We start from the raw sequence: 13,364 nt of genomic DNA on the forward strand, positions 1-13,364 counted from the left end.
TCAGACGTGTGCTATTCCTATCTGCGGCGCCCGTAATCGGCTGAGCGCGGCGCCCCGGTGCGGGGCGCGGCGCTCAGCCGTTCGTCACTGAACGTCCGTCAGAGGACGGCCGTCACAGCAGGTCAGCCGTTGCGCTTCCAGCGCGGCTTGTCGTCGCGGCGTCCGAAGGAGCCGGAGGACGAACCACGGTGGTCGTCACGACGGCCGTACGGGCGGTCGTGGCCGGGGCGGTCGTGGGCGCCGCTGCGGAAGCCGGGGCGGTCGTCGCGGCGGTCGCGGTTGAACGGACGGTCGCTGCCACGGTGGCCACCGCGCTCGTCCCGGCGGAAGCCGCCACGGTCGTCACGACGCTCGAACGAACGGCCACCGCGGTCGTCGCGGTCGCGGTCGAAGGAGCGGCCACCACGGTCGCCGCCGCGGTCGCCGCCACGGTCGTCACGACGCTCGAAGGAACGGCCACCACGGTCGCCGCCACGGTCGTCACGACGCTCGAAGGAACGGCCGCCACGGTCGCCACCACGGTCGTCACGACGGTCACGGTTGAACGGACGGTCGGTGCGGTCGCGGTCCCGGTCGAAGGAACGGCCACCACGGTCGTCACGGCGGTCGTCACGCCGTTCGAAACCGCGCTCGCGGTTTTCGCGGCGCTCGAAGGGACGGCCGCCACGGTCGTCCCGACGCTCGAAGCCACGGTCGCGGTCGCGGTTGAACGGACGGTCGCCGCGGTCGCGGTCGAAGGAGCGGCCACCACGGTCGTCACGACGGTCGCGGTCGAAGCCACGGTCCCGGGCGTCCCGGGCGTCGCGCGCCGCCGGAACCTCCGGCTGCGTCTCCGCCACGGTCTCCTCGACCGCCGCGGTCACGGCCTCGGCCTGCGCCTCGGCGAGCACGGTCTCCGGGTCGTCGCCGCGCTCGCGCGCGGCCCGGGCGACCAGGCGGTCGGCCTCCTCGCGCAGCTCGGAGGCCCGGCGCTGCGCCCGCTCCAGCTCCTTGGTGAGCTGGGCGACCTCACGCTCGGCCTGCTGCGCCGCGTTGCCCGCGGACTCGGCCTGGACCTCGGTCATCGAACGGGCGCCGGTGATCTCGGCGACCTCGGGCTCGAAGGCCGTACCGGAGTTGATGATGTGACGCCCGGCGTCGACGCCCGCGTCCTCCATCAGGCGGAAGATCTGGCGCCGCTGGTGCGGGAGGGAGAGCGACACGACGGTGCCGGTGCGGCCGGCCCGGGCGGTGCGGCCCGCGCGGTGCAGGTAGTCCTTGTGGTCACCGGCCGGGTCGACGTTGAGGACCAGGTCGATGCCGTCGACGTGGATGCCGCGCGCGGCGACGTCGGTGGCGACGAGGACGTTGACGTACCCGTCCTTGAAGTCGGCGAGGGTGCGGGTCCGGGCGCCCTGGGTCATGCCACCGTGCAGCGCGTCGGCCTTCACGCCGGAGTCGCGCAGCTGCTCGGCGACGCGGTCGGCGCCCAGCTGGGTGCGGACGAAGATGATCGTGCGGCCCTTGCGGGAGGCGATCGCGGCGGTGACCGGCGCCTTGTCCTTGGGCTTCACGATGAGGATGTGGTGCGACATCGTCGTGACCGCGCCCTGGGCCGCGTCCACCTCGTGGTGGACGGGGTTGTTCAGGTAGCGCTCGACGAGGGTCTGGATCTCGTTCTCCATCGTGGCGGAGAAGAGCATGCGCTGGCCGCCGGCCGGGATCTGGTCGAGCAGCTCGGTGACCTCGGGCAGGAAGCCCAGGTCGGACATCTGGTCGGCCTCGTCGAGGACGGCGATCTGCACGTCCTCCAGGGAGCACGCGCCGCGGTTGATGATGTCGCGCAGGCGGCCCGGGGTGGCGACGAGGATGTCCACGCCGCGCTCCAGGGCGTAGATCTGGTTGCCCATGGACGTACCGCCGCAGACGACCTTCATCTTCAGGCCGAGGACGTCGCCGTAGGGCTGGAGCGCGTCGGCGACCTGCATCGCCAGCTCGCGCGTCGGGGTGAGGATGACGGCACGCGGCCGCTTCTTCTCGGTGCGGCCGCCGGCCAGCGTGGCCAGGGTGGGCAGACCGAAGGAGAGGGTCTTGCCGGAGCCGGTGCGGCCGCGGCCGAGGATGTCCTTGCCGACCAGGGCGTCCGGGATGGTCGCGGCCTGGATCGGGAAGGGGGTGGTCACGCCGTTCTGTGCGAGCTTGCGCACGACGCCCTCGGGGAGGCCGAGGTCGGCGAAGGTGGTCTGGGGGGTGGTGTCGGTGGTGTCAGCGGCCTCTTCGGAGGCCTTGGTCACCAGGTCGTCGTTCTCGAACTCGTTCTCGGACACGACGAACTGATCAGTACTGGACACGGACATGCGAATGCGAAACCTTCCGGAGTCTCTTCGGCACGCGCCCGTCAACTCCGTGATTCGCTCACGACCGCCTCAATGCGGTCCGCCACGGCAAGGGAGAGTACGCGCCACACGGCGCGCTCTGCGGTGGCGCCGGGCAAATGGGATCAAACGATCTACCACCATACGCACCTACCACCCCCGAAGGCAAACCGAGCCCCAATCTCGCAGCTCAGAGCAGTACAGCCACACGGACCGGACGCGCAGGACGACGACCAGAACACCCGAACCCCGCGACTTCTTCCCGCCCCTACGCAGGGGTCCCCGCCGCCGGTGCCGGTTCCCGTTGGACGAGCTGCGGCCCCGTCTCCTCGTGTGCCGACGAGGAGGGTTCGGCCGACGGCGGGTCGCTCACCGGGGGCGGCGGCGGGGGCGAGGCCGGGGGCGGGGTGGGGGTGACCGCAGGGGGCGTGGGGGACGCCGGGTCGCCCGTCGGCGGCCCGGCGGGCACCCCCGGCACCGCACTCTTCCCGGGCTGCACCGGCGCGTCCGGCCCCGAGCTGTCGCCGTCCTGCGCGGGCTGCCCGGACGCCGATGCCGACTCCCCCGGCCTCGGCTTCCCCGCGTGCCCCCGCTTCCCGTCGGCCACCACACCACCGTGCCCCGCACCGCCCGCACCGGACACCCCGGAGCCCCCGTCGACCGCCTCACCGCCCCGGTGCCCCGCGGAGTGCGACGGCTTGGCCTTCCCCGCGTCGTCGCCCACGTTCACACAGCCGGCGGCGGCCGCGACGGCCATCACCGCGACGACCAGACGGACGGGTACGTTCAAGGGGCGCACGGCGGCCACCTCCGGGGGGAAGTAAGAAGTCGACCTGCCCAACTCCCGCCGCCCGCAAGAGGACACGCTGACCGCACACCGGGGACAAACGACCGAAGCATCGCCCCGCCACACGGCCCGCGCCGCTCGGTGCGGCGCCGCGGACCCGGGAGCGCCGGTCCCGAAGCCGGCACCCCGACACCCCACCACCCGCGCGCTCCGTCCCCGACAATGGCCGTGTGCTGGAGATGACACGCGAAGCGTTCGAGGAACTCGTGAGCGAGGCCCTGGACCGGATCCCACCGGAGCTGACCCGGGTGATGGACAACGTCGCCGTGTTCGTCGAGGACGAGCCCCCGGCCGACGACCCCGAGTTGCTGGGCCTGTACGAGGGGACCCCGCTCACCGACCGGGGTGAGTGGTACGCCGGCGTGCTCCCGGACCGCGTCTCGATCTACATGGGTCCCACGCTGCGCTGCTGCGAGACCTCCGAGGACGTGGTGCACGAGGTCGCCGTGACCGTGATCCACGAGATCGCCCACCACTTCGGCATCAACGACGAACGCCTTCACGAACTGGGCTGGGGCTGACCCCGGCCCGGTGACAGGCGGCCGCGAACCGTCGCATATCAACCCCCGAGCCTGGGCATACGGCCCCAATGGCCCGCGCCCGTACCCGAGCCCAAGCCCGTCCGCCCGTCCTGGAACTCGACCCGCACGCACACGAACCGCCCGCCTGGAGCCGCGTCCTCGGCCTGGCGGCCGTCGTCCTCCTGGGCGCCTGGCTGGGCCTCCTGATCGTCGGGAACGTCCGCACCCAGGTCGGCCCGATGGACACCACGATGACCCTGCGCCCGTCCCTCGACGGGGGCACGAAGATCAACGTCTCCCCGCTGGGCGCCCTCTATCTGGACACCCACTCCGGACCGGTCCGTCTCGACGTCAACGTCGACCAGCTGGATCCGGTCCGCTCCCAGGCCCTCGTCGACCACCCCGAGCGCCTCGCCGGGCTCCAGGACGAGGTCGCCCACGACGTCGAGCACGGCACCCTCGACCTGGCCGAACGCTCCTGCGTGGCCGTGGTGGCCGGCGCCACCGCCCTCGGCCTCGCGGTCTACCGCCGCCCGCGCCGCGCCCTCGCCGCCGGCGGCCTCGCCCTGGCCCTGCTGGCCACGTCCGGCGCGACCGCGTACGCCACCTGGAACCCCGAGTCGGTCCTGGAACCGAGGTTCTCCGGTCTGCTCTCCTCCGCCCCGGCCCTGGTCGGCAACGCGCGCAGCATCGTCACCGACTTCGACGTCTACCAGAAGGAGCTGGCCCGCCTGGTGACGAACGTGACGAAGCTGTACGACGTCACGTCCACGCTTCCCGCCTACTCGCCCGACCCGGCCACCCTGCGTGTCCTGCACGTCTCCGACATCCACCTCAACCCCGCGAGCTGGAAGATCATCGCGTCGCTGGTGGAGCAGTACAAGGTGAACGTGATCGTGGACTCCGGCGACACCATGGACCACGGCACGGCGGCCGAGAACGGCTTCCTGGACCCGATCAAGGACCTCGGCGTGCCCTACGTCTGGGTCCGCGGGAACCACGACTCGCGCGTCACCCAGCGCTACCTGTCCCGCATGCGGAACGTGCACGTCCTGGACGACGGCCGGGCCGAGACGATCGGCGGCCTGCGCTTCGCCGGTGTCGGCGATCCCCAGTTCACCCCGGACCGCTCGACCGTGCCCGGCGGTGACGCGGCCGAGGAACGCGCCGGGGACCGCCTGGCCACGGCCCTGCGGGAGCAGCGGGCGGGCGGCACCCCGGTGGACGTGGCGATCGCGCACGAGCCGACGGCGGCCCGGATGACGGACGGCGAGGTGCCCCTGGTGCTGGCCGGGCACATCCACCACGAGCAGACGGAACTGCTGCCGCACGGCACCCGGCTGCGGGTGGAGGGTTCCACGGGCGGCAGCGGGCTGCGCGCCGTGGAGGGCAAGTACCCGGACCCCGTCGAGGCCTCGATCCTCTACTTCGACCGGGACACCCACCGCCTCCAGGCCTGGGACGCGATCAGGCTGGGCGGTCTCGGCCAGACGACGGCCGAGGTCAGCCGCCATCTCCCGGCCACCTGACCGGTCAGCGCTCCGCCGCGGGCCGGCCGGAGCCACCCCGTCGCCCTCGTCGCCGTAAACCGTTTTGGCGATACTCCCCGCCATCCCATATGCTTCTCACGTCCCCGACGCGCTGAGAAGCGCCCAGGCGGGCCGATAGCCCTCATCGTCTAGCGGCCTAGGACGCCGCCCTTTCAAGGCGGTAGCACGGGTTCGAATCCCGTTGGGGGCACGCAAGATCGTGTGCGACACTGTTGCACACAACAGCTTGGTCCTGTGGAGCAGTTTGGAGTGCTCGCCACCCTGTCAAGGTGGAGGCCGCGGGTTCAAATCCCGTCAGGACCGCTGAGGTTTCACGTGAAACCTCGTGGCTGGGTAGCTCAGTTGGTACGAGCGATCGCCTGAAAAGCGATAGGTCGCCGGTTCGACCCCGGCCCCAGCCACCACAAACAGCCCCTCCGGGATTCCGGAGGGGCTGTTCTCATGCGCACCGCCGGGCGACATCGTTTTGAGCAAGACGGGGGCGGATCATGGCATTCCTTTGAGATCGCGCTGCGAGCATGACGGCTGCATGTCAACGCGTGCCACACCCGCGAACGCTCCGTGGAGACCCCCGTGCACAGACGCCGCCCCGCCGTAGGACCGTCCCTCGCCGCGATCGTCGTGGCGGGGGTGATGAGTGGCTGGGGTGCCGCGGCGGCGGTGGCGGATCCGGGGCCGGACCGGACGCTGTACGTCAACAACCAGAGCCTCACGTGCACGGACAGCGGGCCGGGGACGGAGAGTCGGCCGTTCTGTTCCGTACAGACCGCCGCGGACGTGGTCGAACCCGGGGACACGGTCCGGATCCTCGGGGACTACTCGATGTCACCGCACCCGGAAACAGTGATCCTCACCCGGTCGGGGACCAGCGACAAGCCGATCACGTTCAGCGGAGCGCCCCTCTCCAGCCGTCTGAAGACGGTGCTCGCCACCCCCGCCTCCGCACCGGCGCTGACCCTGAAGGGCGTGCACGACGTACGGGTCGAGTCGCTGACCTTCCGCGACGAGCACCACTCGGACGTGGTGGCGGTGACCGGGTCCGACCACGTGACCCTGGACCAGCTGACGGTCGAGAACACGGCCCCGACGGTTCCCGTCACCGGGACGGCGATCGGCGTCGACGGCACCTCCTCGGACGTGACCCTGTCACGGAACACGCTCAACCCCAGCACCGCGTACGGCGTGCGGGTGCAGCCGGGAGCGGCCCGGATCACCGTCACGAGCAACCTGATCTTCATCGGGCAGCAGGGCGGCATCGTGGTGTCGGGGGCCGCCGACACGGATGTCACCAGCAACACCGTCTTCGCCCCCTGCGCCACCGGGATCTCGCTGGACGGCGGGAGCTCCGGGGTGGTGGAGAACAACGTGGCCATCACCAACGGCTCCATGCAGACCGGGAGCTGTCCGGCGCCGACCGCTCCGCTCTACGCGGTGCCGGCGGACTCCGCGAACCAGGTCACCGCCGACTACAACGTGGCGGCGACCGCCCGGTCCTCTTCCGGTTCCGGGCCGGCCCGCACCGAGTACTCCTGGGCCGGCACCGCCTACACCACCAGCGCGGCGTTCCGGGAGGGGACCGGCCAGGGCACGCATGACATCGACGGCGTCACGGCCTACCCGGGGCCGCTGCCCGAGCACTCGCCCCTGATCGACTCGGCCGACGCCACCGCGCCCGGCGAACTCAGCACCGACCTCACGGGGCATCCACGCGTCGACGACCTCCTGGTCGCCAACACCGGCACCGGCACCACCCACCCCGACCGGGGCGCCCTGGAACGACAGGACACCCTCACCATCGCGTCCGACGACGTCCCGACGCCCCCCAAGGGGCTCGCACCGCTCGGCATCTCCCTGAAGACCGACGCGACCAGCTCCTGGGGCGCGGCCCTCACCTACTCGGTCGACTTCGGCGACGGCAGCGACCCGGCCACCGGCACCCCCGGCACCCCGGTCACGCACACCTACAGCGCGCCGGGGCTGTACCACCCGCGCATCACGTTCACCGAACCCGACGGGACGACCGCCCAGAAGTCCTACGCCGGGGTGGCGGCGGGTACGGCCGCACCCCCCGCCGCCGACCTGTCCGCCGCCCCGGACACCGCGAACGGGCAGGTCGACGCGGGCTCCGCACGGTTCGCGGTGCCGGCACCCGCCGACGCGTGGGAGGTCGCCTACCGGACCCTCCAGTACGGGGACGGCACCCAGGACAACCTGGCCGTCGACGCCACGGAGACGACGCACCAGTACCCGGCCCCCGGCACCTACAGCGCCACCCTCACCCAGACCGACCTGCTCGGCCGCACCACCACCGCCACCACCGTCTTCCACGCCGCGGACGCCTTCGTCGCCGTGTCCCCGGCGTACGACACCGAGAAGACGATCGCCGCGCACGGCGTCCTCAAGCTCTCGGCGGCCACCCTGCGGGCCGACTCGAACGGCGTGGACGCGGTACAGCTCCAGCTCGTCACCGGCAACGCGAAGGCGAGCGGCGCGCTCACCCTGTACGCCCACGGCACCACCCGCCCGAACACCGCCGGCATCAGCTTCGAACCGGGCCGTACGGCCACCGCCGAGACGACGGTGCGGGTCACCCCGACCGGCTCGGTCGACCTCTACAACGCGAGCACCGGCGCGGTGACGGTCGACGTCGCCACGGTCGGCCTCCAGTCGCACGCCCAGTACGCCGACGCCTACCACCCGGCCGCTCCGGTCCGCCTGCTCGACACCCGCACCGGCACCGGCGGCGTGCACAGCCCGGTCGCCGGCGGCCACTCGGTCACGCTGACGGTCGGCGGCACCCACGGTGTCCCGGCGGGGGCGGACGCGGTGGTCCTCGGCGTCACGGCCACCACCACCAAGGCGTCCGGCGACCTCACCGTCGCCACGCACGGCACCGGCGACTCCGCCGTGAGCGGCCCCCACTGGACCACCGGGCAGACCGCCACCGCCCAGGTCGTGATCCCCGTGCACGACGGCAAGGTCGTCCTGCACAACGAGAGCAGGGCGTCGGCGCACCTCGTCGCGGACCTCGTCGGCTGGTACGGCAGCACGGCGAACGGCTCCGAGTTCCTGCCCGCCACCCCCACCCGCACGGCCCTCAGGATCGCCGCCCACGCCACCGTCAAGCTCAAGGTCACCGGCGCCCACGGGGTACCGGCGAGCGGGGTCACCGCCGCCGACCTGAATCTCACCGTGCCCGCCCCGTCCGGCAGCGGCTACCTCGTCGCCTACGCCGACGGCGGCGCACGCCCCGGCGTCTGCTCGCTGAACTTCACGAAGGGGCACAGCGCGACCGGCGGCGCGCTGGTCAAGGTCGGCACCGACGGCGAGATCGACCTCTACAACGCCGGTGCCGGCCCGGTGAACGTCAGCGCCGACCTCCTCGGAGCCTACGAAGCGGTCCCGGCGGGCTGACCGCTTGGCGGCACGGGCGCGCGACGCTACTTTCTGCGTCGTCGGAACGGACCAGAGGACCAGCAGGGACCTGAGGGACAAGAGGGCGGGGACGATGAGCGGGGACCAGGACAGAGTCAGCCAGGACGTCGAGCTGGAGAGGACCCGGGCGCGCTACGGGCTGCTCGCCGTCGTCATCAGCAATCTCGCCATCGCCGCGGTCGCGGTCTTCGGGGTCTGGCAGCTGGACGGCGACACTTCGGTGATCATCGGCGTGCTCACCGCCGCGTTCACCGCGGTGAGCAGCATGACCACGGCCTACCTGGGGATCAAGGCGGTGTCCAACACGGCGAAGTCGATCGTCTCCTCGGCCGCGGCCGCCACCCACGCCACCACCCCCCACCCGGCCCCCACCACATCACCCACCACCCCGGCCCCGGCCGCCCCCACCCCGCCCGCGCAGCGCGCTCAGTGACCCCCGTGTCCCGGCCGAACCGCCGGAGGCAAAAGCGTTCGCCATGGATTTCCCCGAGGTGAGATCCTGGACCGCGTATGTCTACGCACCCCGCTCCCGCCCTCGGCGCCCTCGCCCCTCGCCTGACCGAGCTCTCGCTGCGCGACGCGCACCGGCTCGGGCGCAGGCTGGAAGGCGCGCGCAAGATCCGTAAGCCGGAGGCCCGCGCCGCCGTCCTCGCCGAGATCGAGGCAGAGGTGGCCAGGGCCGAGGAACGGATGGCCGGCCGGCGCACCGTCGTGCCCGCCGTGTCGTATCCCGAGCAGCTGCCCGTCAGCCAGAAGAAGGACGAGATCGCCGCCGCGATCCGCGACCACCAGGTCGTGATCGTGGCCGGTGAGACCGGCTCCGGCAAGACCACCCAGATCCCGAAGATCTGTCTGGAGCTGGGACGGGGGGTGCGCGGCATGATCGGGCACACCCAGCCCCGCCGGATCGCCGCCCGTACCGTCGCCGAGCGCGTCGCCGAGGAACTGCGCACGCCCCTCGGGGAGGCCGTCGGCTGGAAGGTCCGCTTCACCGACCAGGTGAACCCGGACGCCACCTTCATCAAGCTGATGACGGACGGCATCCTGCTCGCCGAGATCCAGACCGACCGCGAGCTGCGCGCCTACGACACGATCATCATCGACGAGGCCCACGAGCGGTCCCTCAACATCGACTTCCTGCTGGGCTACCTGGCCCAGCTGCTGCCGAAGCGCCCGGACCTGAAGGTGGTCATCACCTCCGCCACCATCGACCCCGAGCGCTTCTCCCGGCACTTCGGCGACGCCCCGATCGTCGAGGTGAGCGGGCGGACGTACCCCGTGGAGGTGCGCTACCGGCCACTCCTCGAGGACGAGTCCGAGGACGCCGACCGGGACCAGATCACCGCCATCTGCGACGCCGTGGAGGAGCTCCAGGGCGAGGGGCAGGGCGACATCCTCGTCTTCCTCTCGGGCGAGCGGGAGATCCGGGACACCGCCGACGCGCTCACCAGGAAGAACTACCGGTTCACCGAGGTCCTCCCGCTCTACGCCCGGCTCTCGCACGCCGAGCAGCACCGGGTCTTCCAGCCGCACACCGGCCGCCGGATCGTGCTGGCCACCAACGTGGCCGAGACCTCGCTCACCGTCCCCGGCATCAAGTACGTCATCGACCCCGGCTTCGCCCGGATCAGCCGCTACAGCCACCGCACCAAGGTGCAGCGGCTGCCCATCGAGCCGGTCAGCCAGGCCAGCGCCAACCAGCGCAAGGGCCGCTGCGGCCGTACGTCCGACGGCATCTGCATCCGGCTGTACGACGAGGAGGACTTCCTCGCCCGGCCGGAGTTCACCGACGCCGAGATCCTGCGCACGAACCTCGCCTCCGTCATCCTCCAGATGACCGCGGCCGGCCTCGGCGACATCGAGAAGTTCCCCTTCATCGACCCGCCGGACCACCGCAACATCCGCGACGGCGTGCAGCTGCTCCAGGAGCTGGGCGCGCTGAACCCGGACGAGAAGGACGTCCGCAAGCGGCTCACCGACAGCGGCCGCAAGCTGGCCCAGCTGCCGGTCGACCCGCGGCTCGCCCGCATGGTCCTGGAGGCCGACAAGAACGGCTGTGTCCGCGAGGTCATGGTCATCGCCGCCGCGCTCTCCATCCAGGACCCGCGCGAGCGCCCGGCCGACAAGCAGACCCAGGCCGACCAGCAGCATGCCCGCTTCCGGGACGAGACCAGCGACTTCCTCGCCTTCCTCAACCTGTGGAAGTACATCAGGGAGCAGCAGAAGGAGCGCGGTTCCAGCTCCTTCCGGCGGATGTGCAAGCAGGAGTACCTCAACTTCCTGCGCATCCGCGAATGGCAGGACATCTACACCCAGCTGCGCACGGTCGCCAAGCAGATGGGCATCCACCTCAACGAGGAGGACGCCCCCGGCGACCGCGTGCACGTCTCCCTGCTCGCCGGGCTGCTGTCCCACATCGGCATGAAGGACGTGAAGGACGGCGCGAAGAACGAGTACCTGGGCGCACGGAACGCGAAGTTCGCGATCTTCCCCGGCTCGGCGCTGTTCAAGAAGACCCCCCGGTTCGTGATGTCGGCCGAGCTGGTGGAGACCTCGCGGCTCTGGGCACGGGTCAACGCGAAGATCGAGCCGGAGTGGGTCGAGCCGCTCGCCGGGCACCTCCTGAAGCGGACGTACAGCGAACCGCACTGGGAGAAGGACCAGGCGGCCGTGATGGCGTTCGAGAAGGTGACGCTGTACGGCGTGCCGATCGTCGCCGACCGGAAGGTCAACTACGGCCGGATCGACCCGGAGATCAGCCGTGAACTTTTCATTCGCAACGCTCTGGTGGAGGGCGACTGGCGCACCCACCACAAGTTCTTCTCCGACAACCGCAGGCTGCTGAGCGAGGTCGAGGAACTCGAACACCGCGCCCGGCGCCGGGACATCGTCGTCGACGACGACACGCTCTTCGACTTCTACGACCAGCGGGTGCCCGAACACGTCGTCTCCGGCGCGCACTTCGACTCCTGGTGGAAGCACAAGCGGCACGAGCAGCCGGAGTACCTGGACTTCGAGCGGGAGATGCTGATCCGGGAGTCGGCGGAGGCGGTCACCAAGGCCGACTATCCGGACTCCTGGCGGCAGGGGCAGCTCACGTTCCGGGTGACGTACCAGTTCGAGCCGGGTGCGGACGCGGACGGTGTGACGGTCCACATCCCGCTCCAGGTGCTCAACCAGGTCACGGACGAGGGGTTCGACTGGCAGATCCCCGGCCTCAGGGAAGAGGTGGTCACGGAACTGATCCGCACCCTCCCCAAGCCGATCCGCCGCAACTACGTGCCCGCGCCGAACTTCGCGAAACGCTTCCTGGACGCGGCGGTCCCGCTGCAGGAACCCCTCACCGTGACCATGGCCCGCGAGCTCAAGCGGATGGTCGGCGTCCCCTTCGAGGCCGAGGACTTCGACTGGGCGAAGGTCCCGGACCACCTGAAGATCACGTTCCGGATCATCGACGAACGGCGCCGGAAGCTGGCCGAGGACAAGGACCTGGAGACGCTGCGGCTCCGGCTGAAGCCCAGGGCACGCCAGGCCCTCTCGCAGGCGGCGGCCGCCACCGCGTCCCGTGCGGGCGGCGAGTCCCTGGAACGCAAGGGGCTCACCGACTGGACGATCGGCTCGCTCACCCGTGTCTTCGAGACGCGTCGGGCCGGACAGCCGGTGAAGGCGTACCCGGCCCTCGTGGACGACGGCGACACGGTCTCCGTACGCCTCTTCGACACCGAGGAGGAGCAGGCCGAGGCGATGTGGAAGGGCACGCGCCGGCTCATCCTCCGCAACATCCCGGTGAACCCCGCCAAGTTCGCCTCGGAGAAGCTGACGAACGCGCAGAAGCTCGCGCTGTCCGCCAACCCGCACGGCACGATCCAGGCCCTGTTCGACGACTGCGCGATGGCGGCGGCCGACAAGCTGATCGCCGACTTCGGCGGACCGGTGTGGGACGAGGAGTCGTACCGGAAGCTGTACGACAAGGTGCGCGCCGAGATCGTCGACACGACGGTCCGGACCGTCGGCCAGGTGCAGCAGGTGCTCGCCGCCTGGCAGGCCTGTGAGCGGCGTCTGAAGGGCGTCCGGAGCCCCGCGCTGCTCGCGAACCTCACGGACGTCCGCAAGCAGCTGGACGCCCTGGTGAAGCCGGGTTTCGTGACGTGGGCCGGGATACGACGCCTGCCCGACCTGATGCGCTATCTGGTCGCGGCAGACCGCCGTCTCCAGCAGATGCCGACGAACGTCCAGCGGGACACCACCCGCATGGAGAAGGTCCACGAGATGCAGGACGAGTACGCCTGGCTCCTGGAGCAGCTCCCGCGCGGGCGGCCGGTGCCGCAGCAGGTCCTGGACATCCGCTGGATGCTGGAGGAGCTCCGGGTCAGCTACTTCGCGCACGCGCTGGGCACGGCGTACCCGATCTCCGACAAGCGGATCGTGAAGGCGATCGACACGGCGGCTCCGTAACAGACCGCTCACGCACGGTGAGTTCGACCAGCGCCCTCCCACTCCTGTACAGTCCTTCTCGCAGCACAGCGCAGACAAAGTGCCGCGAAACCTGGTCCTGTGGAGCAGTTTGGAGTGCTCGCCACCCTGTCAAGGTGGAGGCCGCGGGTTCAAATCCCGTCAGGACCGCAAGAAACCGAGGCCCGCATCCCGCGAGGGAAGC

Annotated in this window: 7 protein-coding genes and 4 tRNA genes; 9 read left to right on the plus strand and 2 right to left on the minus strand. The window is 71.1% G+C overall.

The genetic code is table 11. The features are described from left to right. Window positions 1–122: 122 nt before the first annotated feature. Both ABZ646_RS25430 and ABZ646_RS25435 read right to left on the minus strand, forming a co-directional pair. The gene (locus ABZ646_RS25430; RefSeq protein ID WP_360523170.1) at window positions 123–2,336 is read right to left on the minus strand and encodes a DEAD/DEAH box helicase; all 2,214 of its coding nucleotides are present in this window, start codon (window positions 2,334–2,336) and stop codon (window positions 123–125) included. Window positions 2,337–2,622: 286 nt separating this feature from the next. Continuing rightward, the gene (locus tag ABZ646_RS25435; RefSeq protein WP_360523173.1) at window positions 2,623–3,153 is read right to left on the minus strand and encodes a hypothetical protein; all 531 of its coding nucleotides are present in this window, start codon (window positions 3,151–3,153) and stop codon (window positions 2,623–2,625) included. Window positions 3,154–3,371: 218 nt separating this feature from the next. Here ABZ646_RS25435 and ABZ646_RS25440 point away from each other — a divergent pair, with 218 nt between their 5' ends. The 9 genes from ABZ646_RS25440 to ABZ646_RS25480 all read left to right on the plus strand — a co-directional run bounded on the left by ABZ646_RS25440 (window position 3,372) and on the right by ABZ646_RS25480 (window position 13,330). Next, a complete protein-coding gene (locus tag ABZ646_RS25440) occupies window positions 3,372–3,722 on the plus strand; it encodes a metallopeptidase family protein (RefSeq protein ID WP_360523176.1) in 351 nt (116 codons plus the stop codon). A 68-nt stretch (window positions 3,723–3,790) separates the two neighbouring features. Further along, window positions 3,791–5,251 (plus strand): metallophosphoesterase, encoded by a 1,461-nt coding sequence (locus tag ABZ646_RS25445; protein ID WP_360523179.1) that lies wholly within the window; start codon window positions 3,791–3,793, stop codon window positions 5,249–5,251. Window positions 5,252–5,389: 138 nt separating this feature from the next. After that, window positions 5,390–5,462, plus strand: a tRNA-Glu gene (locus tag ABZ646_RS25450). A gap of 38 nt (window positions 5,463–5,500) precedes the next feature. Further along, window positions 5,501–5,575: transfer RNA gene (locus tag ABZ646_RS25455), tRNA-Asp, on the plus strand. A 24-nt stretch (window positions 5,576–5,599) separates the two neighbouring features. Then, window positions 5,600–5,676, plus strand: a tRNA-Phe gene (locus tag ABZ646_RS25460). A 169-nt stretch (window positions 5,677–5,845) separates the two neighbouring features. Beyond that, the gene (locus tag ABZ646_RS25465) at window positions 5,846–8,686 is read left to right on the plus strand and encodes a PKD domain-containing protein (protein WP_360523182.1); all 2,841 of its coding nucleotides are present in this window, start codon (window positions 5,846–5,848) and stop codon (window positions 8,684–8,686) included. Window positions 8,687–8,780: 94 nt separating this feature from the next. Continuing rightward, the gene (locus tag ABZ646_RS25470; protein ID WP_360523184.1) at window positions 8,781–9,140 is read left to right on the plus strand and encodes a hypothetical protein; all 360 of its coding nucleotides are present in this window, start codon (window positions 8,781–8,783) and stop codon (window positions 9,138–9,140) included. Window positions 9,141–9,217: 77 nt separating this feature from the next. After that, the gene (gene hrpA / locus ABZ646_RS25475) at window positions 9,218–13,162 is read left to right on the plus strand and encodes an ATP-dependent RNA helicase HrpA (RefSeq protein WP_360523187.1); all 3,945 of its coding nucleotides are present in this window, start codon (window positions 9,218–9,220) and stop codon (window positions 13,160–13,162) included. 93 nt (window positions 13,163–13,255) lie between these two features. Then, window positions 13,256–13,330: transfer RNA gene (locus ABZ646_RS25480), tRNA-Asp, on the plus strand. The last annotated feature ends 34 nt before the right edge of the window (window positions 13,331–13,364 follow it).

This window comes from Streptomyces sp. NPDC007162, from assembly GCF_040634175.1.
Classification (GTDB): domain Bacteria; phylum Actinomycetota; class Actinomycetes; order Streptomycetales; family Streptomycetaceae; genus Streptomyces.